Consider the following 23357-nt stretch of genomic DNA (forward strand, 5'->3'; position numbering starts at 1 on the left):
GTAGAGCGCCGATTCTCGTTAAGGTCCGGGCTCGCTGCGGCGATGGTCGGGGGACTGCTCGCGGTACCTGTGGAGACCCCGGCGGCGCTGGCCGCCGAACCGGCGCGTCTGCCGGCCGAGACGGCGGCGGCCGCTGCCTCCCGGGCCGCCGCGCAAAGCAACGAGCGGGTCGAGGTCGCACCGGCGCGCACCGAGCTGAGCCAGGTGTTCGCGTTGCCGGACGGCGGGTTCCAGCTGGAGTCGGCAGTGGTGCCGCAGCGCACCAAGCGGACTGACGGCTCGTGGGCCGACATCAACCTCGACCTGGTGCCCGATGGCGCCGGCGGATGGCGGCCGACCGCGTCCACGGCCGACGTTCGGTTCTCCGGCGGCGGGACCGGCCCGATGGCTACCCTCACCAGGCCCGGCGGCACGTTCACCCTCACCTGGCCGTCGGCGTTGACACCGCCCACCGTGTCGGACGACTCCGCGCGGTACCTCAACGTGCTGGACGGTGTCGACCTGGTGCTACGGGCCACCCCCACTGGGTTCACCCATGTGCTGGTCCTGAACACCCCCGAGGCCGCCGCCGATCCCAGGGTCCGCCAGCTGGCCTTGCAGGTCGGCGGGGCGCAGATGCGGCGGCTCCCCGACGGCGGACTGCGTGCGATGAGCCCAACCGGTGAGCTGCTGGCGGCGGCTCCGGAGCCGGCCATGTGGGATTCCACTCCGTCGACGGCCGGAGCGCCGGCTGCTCCTGGCGACGCGGGCAGGATCAGCACCTCCTCTGACTCCTCGCCGGTCGGGCCGGGCGACGCCGCGACGATCGCGCCCGTCGACACCGATGTGGACGCCGATGGACGGCTGCTGCTGCGACCCGATCCGGAGCTGTTGGACTCCGATACCGCGGTCTATCCGCTCTACATCGACCCGGCCTGGGACACCGGACGCCGCCGCTGGGCGTACGCGACGAGCAACAACTCGAACAACACCGACACCTCGGTGGCCCGGGTCGGCAGCAACCCCGAAGACGGGGTGCGCTACCGGTCCTACTTCGAGTTCGCCACCGCCAGTCTGGCGAGCAAGCACATCCGCTCGGCGTACGTGCAGATGAAACTCGACCACTCCTCATCCTGCGGCGACACCTGGACGCACCTATACCACACCAAGGGGATCGCCAAGACCCCACGCAACAAATGGGCGATCGCCCACAACTCGTGGATCGCGGCGGCGGCCTCGCACGCCAACGAGGCAGGTGGATGCGGCACCATCCAGCCGGACATGACGGTGAACTTCATCAACGACGCCGTATCCGAACTCATGCAGCGGGCCGCCGACAACAAGGCGGGTTCGGTCACCGTCGGCTTCTGTGCCTGCAATGCGGACGGCGACTACGAGTCCGAGGTCGAACGGTGGAAGAAGTTCTTCCCGGCCGACGCGAAGCTGGTTGTCGACTACAGCTCGTACCCGGGCAAGCCCAGCTCCCAGCAGGTCTCCGGGGTGGCCTGTCCGACGTCGGGCCGGGCGATGATCGGTACGACGACGCCTACCCTGTCGGCGCACTACTCCGACGCGGATACCACCCAGGCGCTGCGGGCCTCGTTCGAGTGGCTGGAGATCCCGCCGTCCGGCACCTACAACGACTCGACTCCCCGCAAGCCGGCGCCGCCGACCGTCTCGATCGCCGCCAACAGCCGAGGCACGAGCGCAGCCCTGAGCGGCCTGGTCAACGGCAAGTCGTACGCCTTCCGGACCCGCTCGAAGGATCCAGAGCCCTACAACCTGGACAGCCTCTGGTCGGCCTGGTGCGAGTTCACTGTCGACACGGAGGGACCGCCGGTGTCGGTCGTGATCGAATCCGCACCGGCGGGGCCCGGGAAGCCGGGCACCTTCCGGATCGTGTCCCCGGACACCAGCGTGACCAGTTTCCGGTACGGCTGGACCGACCCGGGGACGACGGAGGTGGCGGCCACCGGCACCGGTCCTCGGACCGCGACCGTCACCCTCACCGCGCCGAATTACGGGGTGAACATCCTGCACGTCTCGGCCGCCGACAGCACCGGGAACCGGGGCTACGGATCGTTGCAGTTCACCGTCGCCCGGCCCAGCCCGGCGGTCGCGCACTGGGGTTTGGAGACCTGGCCGGGCCGCAACGTCTCCGCGGCGTTGGCCGACCAGCGTCCGGAACTGGCCGGAAATACACCGTTGACCAGTGCCAGTCCGGCCTGGGAGGCGGAGGCCCGATTCATCGGAGCGAGCACGGCCGACTTCGGGACCAGCGCGATGGCATACACCGCCCCCGGTCCCATCATCGACACTAGGTCGAACTATTCCGTGTCCGCCCTGGTGCGGCTCGACTCGACGAGTTGCGCGGGCAACCAGACCGCCGTTTCGGTGGACGGCGGGCAGAACAGCGCCTTCTTCCTGAGCTACTCGTGCGAGGCCAACCGCTGGCGGTTCCGGGTCGCTGACGTGGACGGGCCGGCGGTGACCTTCGTCAACGCTACGGCCCCAACGGCGCCGATGGCCGGGCAGTGGACGCGGGTCGCCGGGAGTTGGAACGCGACCGAGCGGAAGGCGCTGCTGTTCGTTGATGGCGCGGTTGTGGCCGAGACGACGGCGTCGGCCGACTGGCGGAGCCGCTACGGCGCGGGCTGGCAGGCGACCGGTCCGTTGACCGTCGGCCGGGATCGGTGGGCTGGCGGATCCGGCGGCCAGTTCGGCGGCCAGATCGCCGACGTACAGGTCTTCGACCGAGTCCTGGTAGGCCATGACTTCACGGGGTTGACCGCAGAGGAACAGGATGACTCTGGCGGCTTCGACGAACCGGGCGTCGTCACTCCGATCGAAGTCGGCCGGTGGGCGTTCAACGACGCGTTTCCCTGCTACGAGGAAGGGATCCCGTCCACCTGTGAGGCGGAGGACGCGTCGCCATGGCGTCGACGGCTCGCGGTGACGACCGGTACTGGTGCCGGCGAAGGGCGCCGAGGTGTGGCCTTGGCGTTTGACCGCAGCCACTGGATCGATGACCCGTTCGATCCGCACTACGGCACCACGACCACCGAGTACGGCCGCAGTCAGCGAAACACCGCGCTCTCGGGACCGCCAACCTGGCAGAACGCGCCGGTCTTGCGAACCGACCAGTCCTTCACGGTCTCGGTCTGGGTCCGCCCCACCGACCTGGTGATGCACACCGCCACCGCCGTCGCCCAGCGCGCAGGCCAGGTCTCGGCCTTCTACCTCTCAGCCCGGTTGCTCAACATCAACGGGAATCTCCAGCACAGTTGGGGATTCACCGTCTACCAGGCTGACCAGGACGGCGCGGGAGTCACCGCGGCGCAGCGAACCAAGGCGCTGGACACCGACGACATGAGCACCTGGACCCACCTGGTAGGCGTCTACGACGCCGGCGCCCGCCAGATCCGGCTCTACGTCAACGGCAGCCTCGCGGAAGCTCAGCCCGTCTCCCAGGCGATCGCCGCCACCGGTCCGATGACCGTGGGCGCGGGCTGGTTCACCCCGGCCGGTGGGACCGGCTCCTGGGCCGACCTGTGGCCCGGCGAGATCGACGACCTCGCCACCTACCAGGGAGCGATGACCGACGCGGCGGTCAAGCTCCTCTTCGCCGAAGAATCCGCCGCACTCGACTGACCCGTCGATCCTCGAACCCTTGAGCCGGGAGGCGACCTGTGAGCAAGCGATCTCGTCGAGGATTGGCCGCTGGGCTAACCATGGTCATGGTGCTGTCCGGCATGCTGGCGGTACCGCCCGCTGCCGCGCAGCCGGCCAAGCCGGAACAGCGCGGCGCCCCAGCCGAGGAGTTCGACTCACATGGCGGGGAGGTGGCCAAGGCGCCGCCTCGGAAGCAGGCGGCCCCGCCTGACGTGGATCTGCCGGATGTGGTGTGGCCGGAGGCCGGCACCGCCCGGGTGGTTGTGCCGACATCGGAGACGGGACAAGGCATTGTCCAGGCAAAGGGCCTCCCGGTGTCGGTGGCCGCCGTCACCGAGTCCGCCAACCGAGGTCCGACGGAGACCGCCGCCGCCGTACCCGGGGGCTCGGAACTAACCGTTCAGGTGCTCGACCGACAGGCGGTGCCGGCCCAGTGGCGAGACGGAGTCCTGCTCAAACTGACTGCTTCCGCCGGCAACCCGGGCGGCCGGGTCCGGCTCTCGGTCAACTATGGCGACTTCCGGTGGGCTTACGGCGGAGACTGGTCATCCCGGCTGCAGTTGTGGCAGGTGCCGCCCTGTGCGCTGACCAGCCCGGACCAGGAGGGGTGCGGGGCAACGCCGCTGCCCGGCCACAACGACACCGCAACCCTGACGGTGAGCGCCGAGACGTCCGTGGCTACTGGCGCGACGCGCAACGCCGGACCGTTCGCCGGCGAGGCCAGCGCCTCGACCGGTCACCTCGTCGCCTTGGCCGCCGGGTCCTCGGGGCCATCCGGTGACTTCGGTGCCACCTCGATGCTTCCGTCGTCCACCTGGAGCGTTGGCGGATCCACCGGCGGTTTCACCTGGTCGTACCCGCTGCGGGTGCCGCCGGGCACGGGCGGGCCGAAGCCGGACATCGCCTTGGCCTACTCCTCGGCTAGCGTTGACGGACGGTCCGAAGTCACGAACAACCAGCCCTCGTGGATCGGCGAGGGCTTCGAGTACTCCCCGGGCTACATCGAACGTCGCTACGTGCCCTGCTCCGAGGACATGGAGGGCTCGGCGAACAACTCCGAGAAGACTGGTGACCTCTGCTGGCGGTCGAACAACGCTGTTGCCAGCTTCAACGGCGGCGGCTCCGATCTGGTCTGGAAGGCCGGAAGCGTCTGGCGGCAACGCAACGACGACGGATCGAAGATTGACCGGCTCACCGGCGCGGACAACGGTGACGACGACGGCGAGTACTGGCGGATCACCACCACCGACGGCACCCGGTACTACTTCGGGGTCAACCGACCGGAGGGGCACACCGGCACCACCGACTCGACCTGGACCGTCCCGGTGTACGGCAACCACAACAACGAACCGTGCAACAAGAGCACCTTCACCACCTCAGCCTGCAACCAGGCCTGGCGGTGGAACCTCGACTACGTCATCGACGCGCGCGGCAACAGCATGTCGTACTGGTACAACCGGGAGTTCAACAACTACGCCGCCGAGGTCACGTCGAGCAAGGTGAAGCGCTATGTGCGGGGCGGCACCCTGCGCCTGATCGACTACGGCACCTGGGACCGGGGCGCCACTGACCGGTCCATCCACCCGACCGGCCAGATCCTCTTCGACACCGGTGACCGGTGCCGCGAAGACTGCGGTAGCAAGACCGCCGAGTACTGGCCGGACGTGCCCTGGGACCAGGAGTGCGCCGACGGGTCGACAAGCTGCCAGCAGAAACACGCCCCCACCTTCTGGTCCACCAAGCGCCTCACCAAGGTCACTACCAGGGTCTGGGACACCGCGAAGGCGACCCCTGGCTGGCAACAGGTCGACTCCTGGAAACTCGAACATTCCTTCCCATCGGGGGGAGATGGCAGCACCTATCGAGGACTGTGGCTGAAGTCGATCCAGAACACGGGCGAGGTCGGCATCGCCCCGGCCGGCGCACCTGCAGGCGAGACGGCCCCGATTACGCTACCGCCGGTCACCTTCGAACCGGTCTCTCTCCCCAACCGGGTACTGACCCGGACCAACACCAGCAACAACTGGCAGCGGATGGGCAACGTCCACCTGGAGACCGGTGCGCGCATTCAGGTGACCTACAGCCTGCCGGACTGCACAAGTTCCAGCCTGCCCTCGGCCCCGCACACCAACACCCGGCTCTGCTATCCGGTGATCGGCCCGAATCCGGCCAACCCCGATGGCCCCGACATCACCGAGTACTGGCACAAGTACGTCGTCGATCAGGTCTCCCAGACTGACGTGCAGGTGCCCGGCGGACATCAGTCACCAACGGTCAACACCCACTACGACTACATCGGCAACCCGGCCTGGCACTACGCCGACGACGACGGCCTGATCCGGCCGAAACGCAAGACCTGGAACCAGTTCCGGGGGTACGCGACGGTCGAGCAGCGGGTCGGCGAGTCGTCCGCGGAGCAGACTCTCACCAGGACCACGTACTTGCGCGGCATGCACGGCGACCGGGCCGCCCCGTCCGGCGGGACCAGGACCGTCACCGTTGCGGCCTCGGTCGGGACGGAGGCCGTGTACGACGAGGACACGTTCGCCGGGATGGTCCGGGAGGAGGTGGTCTACAACGGCACCACCAACCGGCCGGTCAGCCGCAAGGTCAACGTGCCGTGGCAGTCGCCCCCGACCGCCAGCCGGACCATCAACGACGACCAGGTCCACGCCCGGCATACCGGGACGCGGGTGGTCTACGACTCCACCGCGCTCGGCGTGGACGGCACGGCCGGCTGGCGGACCACCCGCACCACCACGACCTTCGACGACACCTACGCGTCGGTGACCCAGACCTTGGACGACGGCGACATTGCTGTCACCGGAGATGAGAAGTGCACCACCTTCACGTACAACCGGAACCTCGACAAGAATCTCACCGGGCTGCTCAAGCGGACCACGTCCGTGGCGCTGCCCTGCGGTACCGCGCCGACCGCTCCCGCGCACGTGCTCGGGGACGTTCGCAACACCTACGACGGCGCCACCAGCCCGGACACCGCGCCGACCGTCGGCGGCATCACTCGGGTCGAGCAGCTCGCGGATTGGACCCCGAGCGGCGGCACCATCTGGCAGGTGGCCAGCGCCTCGACGATCGACAGGTTCGGACGGACGACCAGCGAGACCGATATCAAGGGGAACGTCACCACCATCACCTACACGCCGGAGAACGGCGGTCCGGTCACCCGGCAGGTGCGACGGCTGACGGACCCGTACGGCTGGATCACCACCACCGACATTTCGCCGTACTGGGGGAATCCGGTAAAGCAGACCGACCCGAACGGCAGGATCAACGAGGCGACCTATGACGCGCTCGGCCGGACGAGCCGGGTCTGGGAGGTCGGCTGGAGCCGAGCGAGTCACGGCAACAACCCGTCGGCCCGGTTCAACTACCACTACGCCGCCGACCGCAACGCCTACCCCTACATCCACACCGAGGCCCTGCACGCCGGCGGCGCATACCGTTCCGGGTACGAGATCGTCGATGGCTTCCTGCGGTCCCGGCAGACCCAGGCGGCGGCCGTCGGTGGCGGCCGGGTGGTCACCGACACCAAGTACGACCCGTTGGGGCGGGCGGTCACCAGCTATGGCGCTCACGCCGAACCGGGCGATCCGTCGGGCACCCTCTGGTGGGAGCCGGAGTGGTCGGTGCCGGCGGTGGGCCGGACGGTGTACGACCGGGCGTCCCGGCCCACCGCCCAGATCTTCCTCTCCGGGAACGACGTCGAAAGCGTGGTGGAGAAGTGGCGAACGACCACCCGTTATGCGGGGGACACCGTCTCGGTCACTCCGCCGAGCGGTGGCGTGCCGACGACCACCATCACCGACGTGCAAGGCCGGGCCGTTCAGGTCCGGCAGCACACCACCCAATCGGGTGTGGACGGCGCCTATCAGACCACCCAATATGCCTACGACCACCGCGACAAACTCGTCCGAGTGACTGACCCTGCCGGCAACGAATGGACCTACCAGTACGACGTACGGGGCCGCCAGGTCGGGTCCAAGGACCCGGACAGCGGCGTCACCTCCATGACATACAACAGCCATAACGAGTTGGTCAGCACCACGAACGCGCTTGGCGAGACCCTGGTCAATACCTACGACCAGCTCGGCCGCAAGATCGGACGTTATGCGGGGAGCGTGGCTCCGGAGAACCGCCTTGCCGAATGGAAGTACGACCGGAACTACGGCATGGTGCCGATCCGTGGCCATCTAACCGAGACGATTCGCTACGAGGATGGCGAGCAATACAAGTGGCAGTTGGGCGGCTTCAATCAGCGCTACCAGCCCACGTCGATGAACTTCGTCATCCCGAGTTCGGAGCCCGGGTTCGCCGGAACATGGAAAATGATCTACGGCTACTCCGACTACGACGGTTCAGTTACGAAAGTGCAGTATCCGCCCGTCGGCGGACTCGCCAACGAGGCGGTCACCACCACGTACAACTCGACGACCGGCCTTCCCGCCACCCTGAAAACCAGCGCGGACCTCGGGGACACCTATGTAGCAGGCCAGACGTACACGGCGTACGGCGAGCCGTCCATCACCACGCGCAAACGAAGCGCAGGCACCTACACCGAGGAGATCCTCTCCTACGAGCGAGACACCCGCCGGGTGGCTCGCCAGCAAATCAAGTCGGAGGTCATCGACAGCACCGTTGCTGACACGAGGTATACCTACGACGCGGCCGGCAACATCGAGTCGATCTTTGACGAGCCGCAGGTTGGGGAGGTCGATCGGCAGTGCTTCGAGTACGACGCGCTGCGCCGGCTGCGGGAGGCATGGACGCCGAAGGTCGGCGTCGGTTGTGGCACCGCGGCGAGCGTGGCCAACCTTGGCGGGGCGGCTCCGTACTGGACCGAGTGGACGATCGACGCGATCGGCAACCGGACCGAGGAGCGGTCGCACGGCACCGCGGGTGACACGGTCCGCACATACCAGGTTCCCGCATCTGGTCAGAACGCGATCCGTCCGCACGCTGTCACTTCGGTAACCACGACTGCCCCTGGCCAGGCGCCGACGGCTCAGTCCTACGCGTACGACGCGGCCGGGACATGACCAGCCGGCCGGGAGCGGATGGTGTTACGCAGGGCTTGGACTGGGACATCGAGGGTCGACCGGCTGAGATAGCTGAGGAAATCGAGGGCGGCGAGACGGTCACGAACGTCTACGACGTGGACGGCAACCGCCTGATTCGTCGGGACGCCACCGGCGCCACTCTCTACCTACCGGGAATGGAGGTGCGGCGCGACGGTCACGGGTCGGACGCCACGCTGACGGCGACCCGTCATTACAGCTTCGGTGGTCGGGTTGTGGCCTCGCGGGTGGCTGGCATCTACGGGGTAAGTTGGATCTTCGGTGACCATCAGGGCACCGAGCGGGTGTCGGTGAACTCGTCGACTCAGCAGGTAGCGGTGCGCCGGCAGACCCCGTACGGCTCTCCTCGTGGTACCCAGCCGGTGTGGCCCACCCCGAAGGGTTTCGTCGGCGGAGCGATCGAGCCCACCGGTCTGACCCACATCGGTGCCCGGCAGTACGACCCCGGGTTGGGCCGGTTCATCTCCGTCGATCCGATCATGGATCTGTCCGATCCGCAGCAGTGGCATGCGTACGCGTACGCGAACAACAACCCGATCACGTTCTCCGATCCGACCGGGCTGGTGGTGACCGGGGACAACGAGGGTAAGCACACGGCACGTAAGAAGAAGAAGGGCCGTGGCTACGACATCCGTGACGAGCGGTTGAGCTACTGGCCGAAGGCGCGGAACATCGCGGCCGCTGATCGTGCCATCGCGGCTGGGGAGGTCTCCAACCCGTTGGAGCTGGCCAAGAAGGCTTTCCTGGCCACGTTCACGCCTGACTCCTACGCCTGCCAGGCATACGCGGCTGGCAACTGCGAATTGCTGCGTGACCAGGTCAGCAACGGCTCCATGCACCCGGATGATGCGACCATCTGGGCGCTCTGTGGCGGCGATTCGCATTGTTACGAGAGGTACTACTCCGACGGTGGGGACATCGAGACCTTCCTTACCCTCATGGGTTTCGTCCCAGGCGTGGGCGAGGTCGCGGACCTGATGAGTATGGGGATCGCGCTGTACAACGAGGATTACGAGGGAGCGGCCCTGTCTGCCGCTGCGATGGTTCCGCTCGTGGGCAACGCCGCCGGAGCCAGGCGGCTGGCGGGCCTCAGCCGCGCCTGTAGTTTCAGCGCTGACACCCCGGTCCTAATGGCTGACGGGTCCACCAAGCCGATCGGTGAGTTGGCGGTCGGGGATGTCGTCTTGGCCGCCGACCCCGAAACCGGCGAACGCGGCCCTCGCCAGATCACCCACGTCTGGGTCCACCAAGACGACCTCGTCAACCTCGACCTAGCCAACGGCAGCTCGGTCACCACGACCGAGGACCACCCCTTCTGGAACGCCACCGACCGCCAATGGCAACAAGCCCAACACCTCACCCCCGGCGACCATCTCCTCACCTCTAACGGCACCCGCCTTGCCGTCGCCGGCATAGACTGGAATACCACCGAACGCGCCGCCGCGTACAACCTCACCGTCACCGACATCCACACGTACTATGTGCTAGCGGGCAATACCCCGGTTCTTGTTCATAACAGTAACTGCCCCAAGGGGAAGTTGTCGGACCCATTGCCTAGGGGGATGAACAACAAAATTGCCTCGGCATACGATGATGTGAAGGCAGGAAGGATCGCATCACACGACACCTATCGCGGGAGAGAGCACCCGTGGTGGGCAGGCGCAAAGGAATACCGTGTACCTGGCCGACCCGACAGTGACAGGATTCTTGAAAAAACACTTCCTGGTGGAGAGAAGGTGTATGGCTGGACATCAACGCACTATCAGAAGATCCAGCGGTTCAGTGCGCCTCACTTTCCTGATTCGGGGTGGAACTAACCGAAATCAATTGATGTGTCTCAATGAGCCTCCAAAGACCATAGTTTTGTTCGGGAGAACGATGTGAGCTTTCCGCGGTACGTGCTGGTGGAGGAGGGATCCCGAGATATTCTCGTTTCGGCCGGGGGCGTATCGGGTTTCTTTGTGGCCTTGGAGGATCCTTCGTCGGAAGTTGTATTCCTCGACGTGCATGACATCAACGCGCGCGAAATCAGAACTGATAACGCCGTCCTTGAAATCCGAGACTCCAGCGGCCAAAGGATTGGCGAGTATTTCATCGGTCGGGTCGCGTCCGGCAGTTTAGAGAACGACTCGAAGGAGGGTGTAGCTTCAAAGCTGTCGTTTCGTGTGTTCGATGGACGCTGTGAATACGCTGATGCTGCGAGAGTTTGGGCTCGGTGGACTTCCGGCACTGCCCTCCATGCTGGTGAATGGCTCCGGTGGCCAAACGGGTGCCATGATGACTGGCTGCATGTAGTCCAGAACTCTTGGTTTTCGACTGGACGTCGAGCGGGCCGATATGGGCATGAAGAAGAGGTTGAAATACACGGTTCGAGGATGGCGACGGTATCGGGTTTCTACTGTGAGCTAGGGGAGGCGGTTAATGGTCCTGGTGGATACTTCGGGTCGAACCTCGACGCCCTAGCTGACTGTGTGTCCTCGAACTACGGCGGGGGCCGCCTTGTACGGGTTAATTGGCGAGGTGCCGATACTTCCCGGCAAATTCTAGGCGTTTCCTTCGTTAATTCTGTTGCTGATCTTATGGGCGAGTTCCAAGTCGATCTCGTTCTCGATTAATGGTCTGCCGATTCGGGAGGTTCGTGAGGGGCGGATCCGGGGCGGTCGAAGCATTTGCCCGCTACAATCTCGGCGAGATTTCAGCCAGCTGCGGATTCGTGTCATAACGGGCTTCCCGATTGGCTAATGGAGTGAATTCGCGTCAGGCAAAAGCGGACATTTTGGTCCTACTGGACGACTCTCCCATGACGTCCACTGATGTTCAGAACGACGTTCGTGAGTTGGTGCAAGTTGGAGAGATTGGGCTAGCATTTGATACTCTTTGTTCCTGGATCTATGAGGATTCTCTTGCTGTATCGCGAGCATTTTATGAACGAGTCGAAGCGCTTGCGGATCGCCTAGATGGGCAATCCGCTGTTGGTCGCCTCGACGAACTTATCGTTGACTGAGTGCCTTCCTCTCGGCAGGTAGCCGATTGGATTTGGTGGTTGCTCGCACCTTTCGATCGGTACCGGAGGCAATCCGGGCAGCGATGTCGTCGGCGATCTGCCGCGAGCTGAGTCGGCGGGGCATGGGGTGCATTCCAGAATTTGCGGTCGCAGCGAAGGGGCACTCGTCGGCGGGAGCGAGCTGCGCGGCGGGTGCCCCTCCGGAGTGGTCAGACGGTGAGTGACCCGTTCTTCACCGCGTCCGTGAATGCGGCCCACTGGGTCGGAGTGAAGGCGATCATCCCGCCGGCTGGGTCCTTGCTGTCCCGGACGAGGCGGTCTCCGCCGTCAACGGCGGCAACCTCGACGCAGTTGTTCTGGCCGTTGCTGCGGCTGCTCTTGCGCCAGGCGGGTCGGGGGTGGTGTCGGTTCATGATTTCCTCAGCTCCCGTGCTGCTTTCGTGATCATCTTCTGGGATTCCGCCTCGTCGAGGGAGGCGGTCCAGATCTCCTTGAACGCTTTGTCGTAGAGGTCGATCTCGTGAGGCTTGTCGAGAAAGAGCGCGCCGGTGAAGCTGTCTACGTAGACCGTGGAGGGTTCGCTCGGCTGGTTGTTGGAGTTGAGTGGGAATTCCAGCGTAACGAACGGACCGGACATGACGCCGTAGTGAAGCCCGGCGGCGAAGGGCATCACCCGTACGGCGACGTTCGGGAGGTCGCCAACTTCGGCGATCCGGTCAAGCTGGTCGGCCATCACCTGGCGCCCGCCGACTGGACGGCGTAGGACCGCCTCGTTGAGGACGATGTCGAGCTGTGGGGCGGCGGTTACCCGGGTGAGGAGTGACTGGCGCTCGATGCGGAGTTGGACGCGCCGTTCGATCTCGCTGTCGGGGACGCCGGGATTGTCAGACTCGATCATCGTGCGGGCGTAGTCGGCGGTCTGGAAGAGTCCGGGTGCGAGCTCCGACTCGTACCAGTAGAAGCGGGACGCCGCCTCCTCAAGGCCGATGTAGACGTCGAAGCCCTCGTTGATGACGTCGGCGTAGCTGAGCCACCAGCCACGCGCCTTGGTCTCCTTGGCCAGCGCCATCAGGGAAGCGGTGGTGTCGGTGGGTGCGCCGTAGATGCGGCACATCTGCTCGACGTCGAGGCTGCGCATCGACGTCTGGCCGGTCTCGATGCGCCAGATCTTGGCCTCGGACCACTCCAGCGCGGCGCCCGCCGCGCGGACGGTCAGTCGGGCTCGGCCCCGCAGATCTCGCAGGCGCCGGCCGAGTTGCCGGCGGGGAACGGTTGAACCGGTTGCCTGGTCGGGCATCGCGCACTCCATCGGGGTGAGGACATGCTGCCACCCGAAATGAAAGCACCTCCGAACACGCTCCGCAACGACTGACACACTCCGAACCATCGATCCCGAAACGGACAAATGAAATCTTGTACGCAGCCCGACAGACTGCTTAACTGCTGCTCAGAAGTAGTTTCGACCGTCCGAACAGGACTCTCGCGTCCGCCACTGTGGCCGGGGAAATGCAAGGCAGTCATCTTGAGCGAGTGAGCCAGCGGACCCCTGATCCGACTGCTCCTCGCCGTCCTGAGACGCCGGGCGGGTCGCGGCAACGACCTGCCCGGCACAGCGATCCGCACAACGCATCGGACAACGAGGGGAGGCGGACACATGGTCGCGCTCGGTGCGCTGGTCGGAGTGGCCCTGCTGGGCTTCGCCGCCGGCCTGTTCAGCTTCAAGGTGAAGTCCCGATGGTGCCCGTACTGCGGTCAGTTGACCGTCCCCCGAATCGAACGGCGCGACCAGTGACATCCGACCAGGACCCCGCCGACCACGAGCCGGACGCCCTCACCGTACTCACCGAGGAGGTCCGCTTCTACGCCGCGATGCACGAGCTCAGCGTGCGGGCCTGGCAGGGCCACCTGACCGCAGAGGCGATGCTCGCCCTCCTCGACGTGGTGGACGGACCACTCGACGGCCCGCCGGGGGGCGGAACCAGATAGGTGAGCGGCCCAGCGCCTCGGGCAGATTATTCAGCGGCTCGCTGGTTGGAAGGGACACGATTCACAGCGCGGCAGCCATGCGCCCAGCGGTGGTATTTCGGGTTCCGGCTGCTGACCAACAGTAGGCGCAGGAACTACCCGCCGGGGTGTTGACGTCGATGCCCTCTGCCCGCAGTTCGGCTGCCCATCGGTCGAAGTCACCGGTAAGCCGGGCGATGTCGTCATGGGTGAGTCCGTAGGCGTGGTAGTCCTCGGGGTCCTGGCTGCCTGCGGCGGCGAGGTCAGCGGCGAACTCTGCGGCGGTGATGATCGGACGCAGGTTGTCGCGCAGTGCCGTGAAGAGTTTGGCAGGAGTCCAGATTCCGCGGCTGAGCAGGGCATGGATGTCGAGGTAGTCGCGGGCGGCCCGGCGGTCGTTGAGGGCTCGAGCCTTGCTGGCGGCGGCGTCGGGCAGGTCGATGATGACAGGGCCGAGACCGGTGATGACGATTGGCGGATTCTGCCGGTAGTCCTGTCCGAGGTCAAGTACGACCTGCTCAGCAGTGGCGGGTTGGGTGACGAGGAGCTGGCGTAGCCAGGTGTCGGAGTGGCCAACCTGGGCGGTGTACCCGTGCGCGCGCAGCGTTGTCAGGGTGGCGATCTCGGCGCGATCGAACAGATCCTGATCGAACTTTGTGACCTAGAAGTCGAGGTCGAGGGAGAGGCGGTCTCCGTATCCGTGGGCGTGCAGGGCCTGGCCGCCGCCGAGTGCGAACCCGAGATCGGCGATCGCTTCCAGGGTGAGCTGGGCGACGAGATGCTGGAACGGGGTAAAGGACACGAGCAGGTCGCAGCTCAGGCGGCCAGCATCGAGTGCCGGGCTTCCCAGAAGTCGCGGACAGATCGGGGGAGGGTGAGTGAGTTCCACAGCCGTCGCAACAGGTCAGCGTTCAAGTAGGTCTCGATCTCGTCCTCGGTGTGCGCCTCACGCAGCACGACCTGATAGAGGGACCTTTGGGCGACCTCGGTGGACAGGTCGTAGCGGGTTCGCGGCGTCCAGTTAAGGGTGATCGGGAGGGTGACCACGCCAGCGGCAGGCCCGTGCAGGCGGGCGAGGTCGTCCACGACGACCACCGGCCGGCTCACCGTACGGTCCAGCACCGGTGCGTTTGTGACGTAGTGACGCGACATGATCGACGACCTCCCTCCGTCAGGAAGTCTACCGGTCACGGCCGTGCTGCGAGGCGCTAGACAACCGCTCTCAGGTGCCCGCGTCCAACGGGTCGGCGAGGAGGTGTTCGAAGGCCAGCTCCGCGGCGCCGAGCAGGGCGGCGTCGTCACCGAGTTCCGGGGTACGCAGCCGCACCTGCTCCCGCGCGGCCGGCAACGCCATCGAGTTGAGCCGGCTGCGCACCCGGGCCGCCGCCGCCAGATAAACGTCCCGCAGCGTGCCGCCGAAGATGACCACACCCGGGTTGAAGACGTTCACCAGATTCGCCACCCCGAAGCCGAGCCAGTCGCCGACCTGGCGGACCGCCGCCTGGGCGCCCGCGTCGCCCCGGGCCGCCGCCTCGACCAGCGCCAACGCGGCCTCCCGACCCGACGGCCCGCCCGCCCGGCCGGCGGCCTCCATCATCGCCTGCTCACCGATCTCGGTCTCCCAGCAGCCGCACGACCCGCAGCCGCACGGCCGCCCGCCGGGGCGGACCACCATGTGGCCGACCTCGCCACCGAAGCCGCCCTGGCCGGACAGCCGCCGCCCGCCGACGATGATGCCGGCGTCCACGCCGACGTCCCGGTGCAGATAGATGACGTTGTCGTAGCCGACCGCCGCACCCCGGGCGTGCTCCGCGACAGCGCAGACGTCGGCGGCGTTGCCGACCAGGACCGGCCGGTCCGCGCCGAAGTCGGCGGTCAGCGCCTCGCCCAACGGGCCGTCCACCCAGCCCGTCTCCGGCCGGACGTGTACCGGCCCGTCGTCGCCGAGCAGCATCCCGCAGACCGCCAGCCCGGCCCCGACGTACACCGATCGGGCCGGCACCGCGTGGTGCATCTCCTTCATGAGGGCGGCCAGCAGCGGCAGGGCGTCCTCGGGCAGCAGGCCGGGTGGTCGGGCGGCCTCCCGACGGTCCAGCACCGCGCCGCCCAGACCGATCCGCGCGGCCCGCAGCCGGTCCACCTCGATGCTGTACGCGTACGCGTACACCCGGTCCGACTCGGGCCGGACGACAAGTGACGGTCGTCCGGCCCGGCCGGCGCGGGCGGTCTCCCGGGGCGTCCGCTCGGTGACCAGGCCGGCGTTGGCCAGGTCGGCGGTGAGCGCCCCGATGGTGCTGCGGTTGAGTCCCAGCTCGTTGGTCAGCTCGGCGCGGGAGGTCGCACCGTGGATGTGTACGTACCGCAGCAGCGCGCCCAGGTTCTGCCGACGAATCTCCTCCTGACTCGGCCCCGCGCGCATCGTGCGGCTCAGCGACTACCGGTGGCGGTCGCGCGACGCCGGGACAGCGCGTCGACGCTCGCGGCGAGCAGCAGCACCGCGCCGGTCAGCACGAACCTGACGCCCGAGCTGGCGTTCAGCAGGCCCATGCCGTTGTCGATCACGGCGACCACGGCGCCGCCGAGCACCGCGTCGAGCACCCGGCCCTTGCCGCCGAAGAGGCTGGTACCGCCGATGACCGCGGCGCCGACCGCGTAGAGCAGCACGTTGCTGCCGCCGGTGTTGGCGTCGACCGAGCTGAACCGGCTGGCGGCCACGATTCCGCCGACGGCCGCCATCGAGGAGCAGATCACGAAGACCGAGATGCGGATCCGGTCGACGTTGATGCCGGCCCGGCGGGCCGCCTCCTTGTTACCTCCGACGGCGTAGATGTGCCGGCCGTACGCGGTGCGCTGCAGCACGAAGGTCCAGACGACCAGCAGGATCACGATGATCGGGACCACGATCGGGATGCCCTTGAGCGACACCACCAGCGCGTTGCGGCTGCGCTCCAGGTTGAGGATGTAGACGGCGGTGCCGACGATCAGGGCGAGGAAACCGATCCGGGCCAGCACGACGGCCATCGGGTCGGTGGTCAGGCCGCGGGCGCTCCGGCGCCGGTAGCGCATCAGTTGGATGGCGGCGTACGCGGCGACGCCGAGCGCGGCTAGCAGCCAGCCGAGCCACGGTGGGATGTTCCGGTTGGCGATCGCGACGATCACGCTGTCCCGTACGGCGACGATGGTGCCGCCCTTGATGAGCAGCAGCACCACGCCCTGGAAGGCGAGGAAGGCGGCGAGGGTGACCACGAAGGACGGGATGCCGATCTTGGCGACCAGTAGGCCGAGGGTCAGGCCGATCACCACGCCGGTGACGATCGCGGCGAGCACCGCCACGTACCACGGCCAGCCCCGCTCGGTGAGGAGATGGGCCAGCACCGCGGCGCAGACGCCGCTGGCGAAGCCGGCGGAGAGATCGATCTCGCCGAGCAGCAGGACGAAGATCAGGCCCATCGCGATGAGCGTGACGGCCGCGCCCTGGGTGAACAGGTTGGCGAAGTTGCCGGCTGACAGGAAGCTCGGCCGCAGGATCGAGAAGACCGTGCAGAGCACGATCAGACCGAGTACGGCCGGCAGGGCGCCCATGTCGCCGCCGCGTACCCGGGAGAGGTAGTTGCGGGCGTGCTCGCCGACCGACGGCTGCGGCAGGGCTACCTTCTCGTCGCCGACGGTGGTGGTCTGGGTGCTCATGCGTCGGCTCCCGAGGTGGTGGTGTCCGCGTACTCGCTGCCGTTGCCGTTGGTGACGCCGAGGTCGCCGCTGCGGCCGGCGGTGATCAGCTCGACGATCTGGGCGTGGGTGATGTCGCTTGTCTTGACCTGGGCGACCATCTGGCCGAGGTAGAGCGCGGCGATCCGGTCGGAGACGGCGAAGACGTCGTTCATGTTGTGCGAGATGAGGACGACGGCCAGGCCCTTGTCGGCCAGCCGGCGGACCAGCTCCAGCACCTGGGCGGTCTGCGCGACGCCGAGCGCGGCGGTCGGCTCGTCGAGGATGACCAGCTTGCTGTTCCAGAGCACCGCCTTGGCGATGGCGACGGTCTGCCGCTGGCCGCCGGAGAGGCTGGAGACGTGCTGGCGGACCGACTTGACGGTGCGGACCGAGAGGCCGGCGAGGGTCTCGGCGGCCATCTGCTCCATGGTCGGCTCGTCGAGGATGATGCCGCTCTTCTTCTCCCGGCCGAGGAACATGTTCTGCACGATGTCGAGGTTGTCGCAGAGCGCCAGGTCCTGGTAGACGACCTCGATGCCGAGCGCGGCGGCATCGCGCGGGCTGTGGATGCTGACCGGCTGCCCCTCGAAGAAGAACTCGCCGCCATCGGTGCTGTAGATGCCGCTGATGCACTTGACCAGCGTGGACTTGCCGGCGCCGTTGTCGCCGACGAGCGCGGTCACCTCGCCCGGGTGGGCGGAGAAGGCGACCTCGCGGAGGACCTGGACGGGACCGAAGCTCTTGTCGATCCCGCGCAGCTCCAGCAGAGGTGCGGACACGAGTGTCTCCTTTTGGGGCGGGTGGGTTCCCCGTCGCCGGGGGCGCCGACCGGCAGCGGTGCTGCGTGCCGGTCGGCGCCCCCGGATGGTGACGGCAGTTTGCCTGTTCAGGCTGCCGGGGGCCAGCCCCCGAGCAGGGTCAGCTGATGCCGGCCTCGGTGCAGAGCGCCGCGAACTCGCCCCCGCACAGGTCTTCCTTGGTGACGAAGCCGTCGTCGACGACGTCCTTCACGTTGTCCTTGTAGATGGCGACCGGCTCCAGCAGGACCGACGGCACCTCGCGGTTGCCCTCCGGGTCGGTGACGGTGGTGCCGGTGTCCTTGCGCTCACCCTTGGCCAGCGCGATGGCCAGCTCGGCGGCCGCGTCGGCTTCCTTCTTGATCGCCTTGTAGACGGTCATGCACTGGTCGCCCTTGAGGATGTTCTGCAGGCCCTGGACGGTGGCGTCCTGCCCGGTCACCGGCACCTTGCCGTTGAGGTTGTTCTTGGCCAGGATCGAGATCGCCGCGTTGCCGAGGCCGTCGTTGGCGGCGAGCACGCCGTCGATCTTGCCGCCGGTCTGGGTCAGCATCTGCTCGAAGATCGTGCCGGCCTGGGTGTTGTCCCACTCCGGAACCCACTGGTCCGGACCCTTGACGTACTCGTTGGCGTCGTACTTGGGCTTCAGTACGCTCTCGTACCCGTTCTTGAACAGGGTGGCGTTGTTGTCGGTCTCGGAGCCGTTCAGGGTGGCGATCACCGGCTTCTGCGCGTTGGCATCCGAGAGGCACTTGACCAGGCCCTCGCCCTGCAGTTTGCCGACGGCCTCGTTGTCGAAGCTGACGTAGTACTCGGCGGAGCCGCCGAGGGTCAGCCGGTCGTAGTCGATGGTGGCGACGCCCTGCGACTTGGCCTTGTCCAGCACGGCCTTGCCGGTGCCGGAGTCCAGGTTGACGATCATCAGGGCGGTCACGCCGGAGGTGATCATCTGGTCGGCGATGGTCTGGAACTGGGCCTTGTCGCCCTGCGCGTTCTGGATGATCGACTCGACGCCGGCGGCGTCGAACGCGGCCTGGAGGTACTTGCGGTCCGCGGTCTCCCAGCGGTCGGACGAGGCGCTGTCCGGCAGGATCACGCCGATCTTCGGGGTGGCGGCCGAACCGCCGGGCTCGTCGGAGTCCTCGCCGCAGGCGGCGAGGCCGCCGGTGGCCACGAGGCCGATGGCGGCGATGGTGAGGATCCCTCTGCGCATTGCACGGGTCCTTTCGGTGGGTGAGGGGTTCGGGGCACGGACCTTGATCGATCCGGATGGAGCGGTCCGTGGAGGTCAGGCCGCCACGGCAAGAGGTTGGGACCGGTCCTTCGTATGTTTGTTGTGTCCGGCAACGTATTTCGCGGGCCGGCCGGGCACAAGGCACCCGGGGACATGAGTTTGTTGTGGGCAATAACAATTCGGCAACGTGGCGGACATCGCGGCGTCATGCCGCCGGAATGACGGGTTTGCCGGTCGGGTCAGGCGGCCGGCGCCGGCCGGCAGACCAGCACCGTCGGCGCCCCGCCGACCCGGGTCAGCACCAGGCTGGCCGGGGCATCGCCGGTCAACCGCAGGTCACGACGCAGTCGCTCCGGGTCAACCGCCGACCCGCGCTTGAGGATCTCCACCCGCCCCACGCCGCGCTCGCGCAGCAGGGCACGCAGCCGCTTCAACGAGAACGGCAGCGTCTCCACCACCTCCAGGCACCGCCCGAACGGCGTTGCCACGGCGGCGTCGGCGTAGACATAGGCGATCTCCGGATCGGCCAGGTTCCCGCCGACCAGGCCGGCGAACTCGGCCACCAGGTGCGCCCGCACCACCGCCCCGTCCGGGTCGTAGAGATACCGCCGAACCGCCCCGACGCCCGCCTCGACCGCCCCACTCCCGACCAACTCCGCGCCAGCCGAGCCAACCGTCCTAGCTGTGCTGGCTGGGCCGGCCGCGCTGGCCGAACCGACCGCGCGGAGCGCTCCGGCCGGGCCGGCTGCGCCGGCCGGCAGGACAGTCGCCCGGCGGGGGACCTCGGCGAGCGGGCCGCACCAGATCGTCGCCTCGACCAGGTCTCCGCCGACGCTCACCCACTCCGCCTCGGCGCCCCGGGGCAACAGCGCGTGGTCGATGCCCGGGGCCACCTTCAACACCGTGCGCGGCACCCGCTCGGCCAGCGCCGACACGAAGTCCCACGGCGGCGAGTAGGCGGCCGGGTCGAACACCCGCCGGCCGGTGCCGGCCCGCCGCCGGGCCGGATCGCAGAACACCGCGTCCACCCCGGTGCCGCCCAGCCGGTCCAGGTCCACCACCGTCGCGTCGGCGCACTCCACCGTCACCAACCCGGCCAGCCCGGCCGCCTCGGCGTTCGCGGCGGCCAGCTCGGCGGTCAACGGATCGGCCTCCACGGCGTACACGGTGATGCCGGCACGGGCGGCGGCGAGCGCGTCCGCGCCGAGACCGCAACCCAGGTCGGCGAGGGTGCGCACCCCGGCGGCGCGCAACCGGGCGGCCCGACGGTCCGCGACCACGGCCCGGGTCGCCTGCTCCAACCCGGCCCTGGTGAAGAACATCCCGTCGGCCGCCGTACCGAACTTCGACTGGGCCCGGCGGCGCAGCTCGGCCTGGGTCAGCGCCGCCGCCGCGAGGTCCCCGGGCACCCCGGCGGAGCGCAGCGCGGCCGCCGCCGCCAGCGGGTCGCCGCCGGCAAGCCCGCCCGCCGCGGCGAGTGCGGCCGACCCCTCGGGGGTACGCAGGGCAGCCAGCCGGTCGAGATCCACCGGCCCCATTGTGCCGGCCCCGCACCGGGTCGATCCCGTCGCCGGCGGGTCCCGCCGAGGAGACTCGATGGTGTGTCTGATTGGCACTCTCCTTGACGGAGTGCTAGCTACGGCATAACCTGCGGTTAGCACTCTCAACCCGAGGGTGCCAGCTTCCGGGCCCCGGCCCGGTGGCTGAACGCCAGGCGGACCGGCACCCGCGACGACGGCCCCGCCCGGTGGACATGAGGCAGATTGTCGCTGGTCGGTGCGCCGGCCAGCGCGTGAAACCAAGTACCCCAGGAGGGTATGCCCGTGACTACCGCGACCAAGGTTGCGATCAAGCCGCTCGAGGACCGGATCCTGGTCCAGGCGAACGAGGCTGAGACCACCACGGCGTCGGGCATCGTGATCCCCGACACCGCCAAGGAGAAGCCGCAGGAGGGCACCGTCCTCGCTGTCGGCCCTGGCCGCATCGACGACAACGGCAACCGGGTTCCGGTCGACGTGAGCGTCGGTGACACCGTCATCTACTCGAAGTACGGCGGCACCGAGGTCAAGTACGCCGGCGAGGAGTACCTGGTGCTCTCCGCCCGCGACGTCCTCGCGGTCATCGAGAAGTGATCTGACTGATTCAGTGACGCTGCCCCGGACCGGCCCGTGCCGGGCCGGGGCAGTGCTCCGTTGAAGGGACCAAGGTAAGACATGGCGAAGATTCTGAGCTTCTCGGATGACGCCCGGCATCTGCTCGAACACGGTGTCAACGCGCTCGCCGACACGGTCAAGGTCACCCTCGGCCCGCGCGGGCGCAACGTCGTTCTGGACAAGAAGTTCGGCGCTCCGACGATCACCAACGATGGCGTGACCATCGCCAAGGAGATCGAACTCACCAACCCCTACGAGAACCTCGGCGCGCAGCTGGTCAAGGAGGTGGCGACCAAGACCAACGACGTCGCCGGCGACGGGACCACCACCGCCACCGTGCTCGCCCAGGCGATGGTCCGCGAGGGCCTGCGCAACGTGGCGGCCGGCGCCAACCCGACCGCCCTCAAGCGGGGCATCGACGCGGCCGCCGAGAAGGTCTCCGCGAGCCTGCTCGACAAGGCGGTCGAGGTGGACAGCCGGGCGTCCATCGCCCAGGTGGCGACCATCTCGGCGCAGGACGGCACGATCGGCGACCTGATCGCCGAGGCGATGGAGAAGGTCGGCCGCGACGGTGTCATCACCGTCGAGGAGGGCTCCACCCTCGCCACCGAGCTGGAGGTCACCGAGGGCCTGCAGTTCGACAAGGGCTTCATCTCTCCGCACTTCGTCACCGACGCGGAGTCGCAGGAGGTGGTGCTGGACGAGCCGTACATCCTCATCACCACGCAGAAGATCTCCTCCATCGAGGAGCTGCTGCCGCTGCTGGAGAAGGTGCTGCAGACCAGCAAGCCGCTGCTGATCATCGCCGAGGACGTCGAGGGCCAGGCGCTCTCCACGCTCGTGGTCAACTCGATCCGCAAGACCGTCAAGGTCTGCGCGGTGAAGGCCCCCGGGTTCGGCGACCGCCGCAAGGCGATGCTGCAGGACATGGCGACCCTCACCGGCGCCGAGCTGATCGCGCCCGAGCTGGGCTACAAGCTTGACCAGACCGGCCTGGAGATGCTGGGCAGCGCCCGCCGGGTTGTCGTCGACAAGGACACCACCACGGTCGTCGACGGCAAGGGCAACGACACCGAGGTCGCCGACCGGGTCGCCCAGATCCGCAAGGAGATCGAGGCGTCGGACTCCGACTGGGACCGGGAGAAGCTGGCCGAGCGGCTGGCGAAGCTCTCCGGCGGCATCGCGGTCATCAAGGCCGGCGCGGCGACCGAGGTCGAGATGAAGGAGCGCAAGCACCGCATCGAAGACGCGATCGCCGCCACCAAGGCCGCCGTCGAGGAGGGCATGGTGCCCGGCGGTGGTGCCGCGCTCGTCCAGGTCACCTCGGTGCTCGACGGTGACCTGGGGATGACCGGCGACGAGAAGACCGGCGTGTCGATCGTCCGCAAGGCGCTCCTGGAGCCGCTGCGCTGGATCGCCCAGAACGCCGGTCACGACGGCTACGTCGTCGTGCAGAAGGTCGCCGGCAGCGACTGGGGTGTCGGCCTGAACGCCGCCACCGACGAGTACGGCGACCTGGCAAAGTTCGGCATCGTCGACCCGGTGAAGGTGACCCGCAACGCGGTCACCAACGCGGCCTCGATCGCCGGCCTGCTGCTGACCACCGAGAGCCTGATCGTGGAGAAGCCGGAGAAGGCGGAACCCGCCCCCGCCGGCGGCCACGGTCACGGCCACGGCCACCAGCACGGACCGGGCTTCTAGCCCGACCCC

General features: G+C 67.7%; 18 protein-coding genes. 9 read left to right on the forward strand and 9 right to left on the reverse strand.

Translation table 11 applies throughout. The features are described from left to right. Positions 1–42: 42 nt before the first annotated feature. The 4 genes from O7627_RS04220 (at position 43) to O7627_RS04235 (ending at position 11362) form a co-directional block, all read left to right on the forward strand. Positions 43–3630, forward strand: a complete 3588-nt coding sequence (locus O7627_RS04220) for a LamG domain-containing protein (protein WP_278092179.1) — start codon at positions 43–45, stop codon at positions 3628–3630. An 86-nt stretch (positions 3631–3716) separates the two neighbouring features. After that, positions 3717–8708, forward strand: a complete 4992-nt coding sequence (locus O7627_RS04225; protein ID WP_278092180.1) for a hypothetical protein — start codon at positions 3717–3719, stop codon at positions 8706–8708. A 35-nt stretch (positions 8709–8743) separates the two neighbouring features. After that, positions 8744–10564 carry a polymorphic toxin-type HINT domain-containing protein gene (locus tag O7627_RS04230; RefSeq protein WP_278092181.1) on the forward strand — a complete coding sequence of 607 codons (1821 nt, stop codon included), beginning with the start codon at positions 8744–8746 and terminating at the stop codon, positions 10562–10564. A gap of 348 nt (positions 10565–10912) precedes the next feature. After that, positions 10913–11362, forward strand: a complete 450-nt coding sequence (locus tag O7627_RS04235; RefSeq protein WP_278098151.1) for a barstar family protein — start codon at positions 10913–10915, stop codon at positions 11360–11362. Positions 11363–11960: 598 nt separating this feature from the next. Here O7627_RS04235 and O7627_RS04240 read toward each other — a convergent pair. Then, the gene (locus O7627_RS04240) at positions 11961–12164 is read right to left on the reverse strand and encodes a DUF397 domain-containing protein (RefSeq protein WP_278092182.1); all 204 of its coding nucleotides are present in this window, start codon (positions 12162–12164) and stop codon (positions 11961–11963) included. Then, positions 12161–13048 carry a helix-turn-helix transcriptional regulator gene (locus O7627_RS04245; protein WP_278092183.1) on the reverse strand — a complete coding sequence of 296 codons (888 nt, stop codon included), beginning with the start codon at positions 13046–13048 and terminating at the stop codon, positions 12161–12163. Before O7627_RS04245 ends, O7627_RS04240 begins: the two co-directional genes overlap by 4 nt. A 357-nt stretch (positions 13049–13405) precedes the next feature. Between O7627_RS04245 and O7627_RS04250 the strand changes: the two genes are divergently transcribed. The 3 genes from O7627_RS04250 to O7627_RS04260 all read left to right on the forward strand — a co-directional run bounded on the left by O7627_RS04250 (position 13406) and on the right by O7627_RS04260 (position 14311). Then, positions 13406–13543, forward strand: coding sequence for a hypothetical protein (locus O7627_RS04250; protein ID WP_278092184.1), 138 nt, complete (start codon positions 13406–13408; stop codon positions 13541–13543). Further along, on the forward strand, positions 13540–13737 hold the full coding sequence (locus tag O7627_RS04255; protein ID WP_278092185.1) for a hypothetical protein: 198 nt from the start codon (positions 13540–13542) through the stop codon (positions 13735–13737). Before O7627_RS04250 ends, O7627_RS04255 begins: the two co-directional genes overlap by 4 nt. 223 nt (positions 13738–13960) lie before the next feature. Then, positions 13961–14311 carry a hypothetical protein gene (locus O7627_RS04260; RefSeq protein WP_278092186.1) on the forward strand — a complete coding sequence of 117 codons (351 nt, stop codon included), beginning with the start codon at positions 13961–13963 and terminating at the stop codon, positions 14309–14311. A gap of 105 nt (positions 14312–14416) precedes the next feature. Here the strand turns inward: O7627_RS04260 and O7627_RS04265 are convergent, their stop codons facing one another. From O7627_RS04265 to O7627_RS04295, 7 genes are all read right to left on the reverse strand, one after another. Then, positions 14417–14557 carry a hypothetical protein gene (locus tag O7627_RS04265; RefSeq protein WP_278092187.1) on the reverse strand — a complete coding sequence of 47 codons (141 nt, stop codon included), beginning with the start codon at positions 14555–14557 and terminating at the stop codon, positions 14417–14419. A gap of 14 nt (positions 14558–14571) precedes the next feature. Then, entirely contained in the window at positions 14572–14907 is a 336-nt protein-coding gene (locus O7627_RS04270; RefSeq protein WP_278092188.1) for a hypothetical protein, read from the reverse strand. A 70-nt stretch (positions 14908–14977) separates the two neighbouring features. Next, positions 14978–16174, reverse strand: coding sequence for an ROK family transcriptional regulator (locus O7627_RS04275; protein WP_278092189.1), 1197 nt, complete (start codon positions 16172–16174; stop codon positions 14978–14980). 8 nt (positions 16175–16182) lie between these two features. Beyond that, positions 16183–17337, reverse strand: a complete 1155-nt coding sequence (locus O7627_RS04280) for an ABC transporter permease (RefSeq protein WP_278098152.1) — start codon at positions 17335–17337, stop codon at positions 16183–16185. A 101-nt stretch (positions 17338–17438) separates the two neighbouring features. Further along, a complete protein-coding gene (locus O7627_RS04285; RefSeq protein WP_278092190.1) occupies positions 17439–18242 on the reverse strand; it encodes an ATP-binding cassette domain-containing protein in 804 nt (267 codons plus the stop codon). 139 nt (positions 18243–18381) lie between these two features. Beyond that, positions 18382–19473, reverse strand: a complete 1092-nt coding sequence (locus O7627_RS04290; RefSeq protein WP_278092191.1) for a substrate-binding domain-containing protein — start codon at positions 19471–19473, stop codon at positions 18382–18384. Between the two features lie 260 nt (positions 19474–19733). After that, positions 19734–21023 carry a methyltransferase domain-containing protein gene (locus O7627_RS04295; protein WP_278092192.1) on the reverse strand — a complete coding sequence of 430 codons (1290 nt, stop codon included), beginning with the start codon at positions 21021–21023 and terminating at the stop codon, positions 19734–19736. Between the two features lie 288 nt (positions 21024–21311). On the opposite strand from O7627_RS04295, the gene groES reads away from it, so the two are divergent. Further along, a complete protein-coding gene (groES, locus tag O7627_RS04300; RefSeq protein ID WP_278092193.1) occupies positions 21312–21626 on the forward strand; it encodes a co-chaperone GroES in 315 nt (104 codons plus the stop codon). An 81-nt stretch (positions 21627–21707) separates the two neighbouring features. Beyond that, entirely contained in the window at positions 21708–23348 is a 1641-nt protein-coding gene (gene groL / locus O7627_RS04305; protein WP_278092194.1) for a chaperonin GroEL, read from the forward strand. Positions 23349–23357 lie beyond the last annotated feature (9 nt).

Source organism: Solwaraspora sp. WMMD1047, from assembly GCF_029626155.1.
In the GTDB taxonomy this organism is placed as follows: Bacteria; Actinomycetota; Actinomycetes; order Mycobacteriales; family Micromonosporaceae; genus WMMD1047.

What these genes read in the sequence shown, in the direction of transcription:
- O7627_RS04290 (WP_278092191.1), bottom strand. Translation starts at nt 19,473, where the DNA reads ATGCGCAGAGGGATCCTCACCATCGCCGCCATCGGCCTCGTGGCCACC.
- O7627_RS04245 (WP_278092183.1), bottom strand. Translation starts at nt 13,048, where the DNA reads ATGCCCGACCAGGCAACCGGTTCAACCGTTCCCCGCCGGCAACTCGGC.
- O7627_RS04260 (WP_278092186.1), top strand. Translation starts at nt 13,961, where the DNA reads ATGGGTGAGTCCGTAGGCGTGGTAGTCCTCGGGGTCCTGGCTGCCTGC.
- groL (WP_278092194.1), top strand. Translation starts at nt 21,708, where the DNA reads ATGGCGAAGATTCTGAGCTTCTCGGATGACGCCCGGCATCTGCTCGAA.
- groES (WP_278092193.1), top strand. Translation starts at nt 21,312, where the DNA reads ATGCCCGTGACTACCGCGACCAAGGTTGCGATCAAGCCGCTCGAGGAC.
- O7627_RS04240 (WP_278092182.1), bottom strand. Translation starts at nt 12,164, where the DNA reads ATGAACCGACACCACCCCCGACCCGCCTGGCGCAAGAGCAGCCGCAGC.
- O7627_RS04270 (WP_278092188.1), bottom strand. Translation starts at nt 14,907, where the DNA reads ATGTCGCGTCACTACGTCACAAACGCACCGGTGCTGGACCGTACGGTG.
- O7627_RS04250 (WP_278092184.1), top strand. Translation starts at nt 13,406, where the DNA reads ATGGTCGCGCTCGGTGCGCTGGTCGGAGTGGCCCTGCTGGGCTTCGCC.
- O7627_RS04275 (WP_278092189.1), bottom strand. Translation starts at nt 16,174, where the DNA reads ATGCGCGCGGGGCCGAGTCAGGAGGAGATTCGTCGGCAGAACCTGGGC.
- O7627_RS04225 (WP_278092180.1), top strand. Translation starts at nt 3,717, where the DNA reads ATGGTGCTGTCCGGCATGCTGGCGGTACCGCCCGCTGCCGCGCAGCCG.
- O7627_RS04280 (WP_278098152.1), bottom strand. Translation starts at nt 17,337, where the DNA reads ATGGGCGCCCTGCCGGCCGTACTCGGTCTGATCGTGCTCTGCACGGTC.
- O7627_RS04220 (WP_278092179.1), top strand. Translation starts at nt 43, where the DNA reads ATGGTCGGGGGACTGCTCGCGGTACCTGTGGAGACCCCGGCGGCGCTG.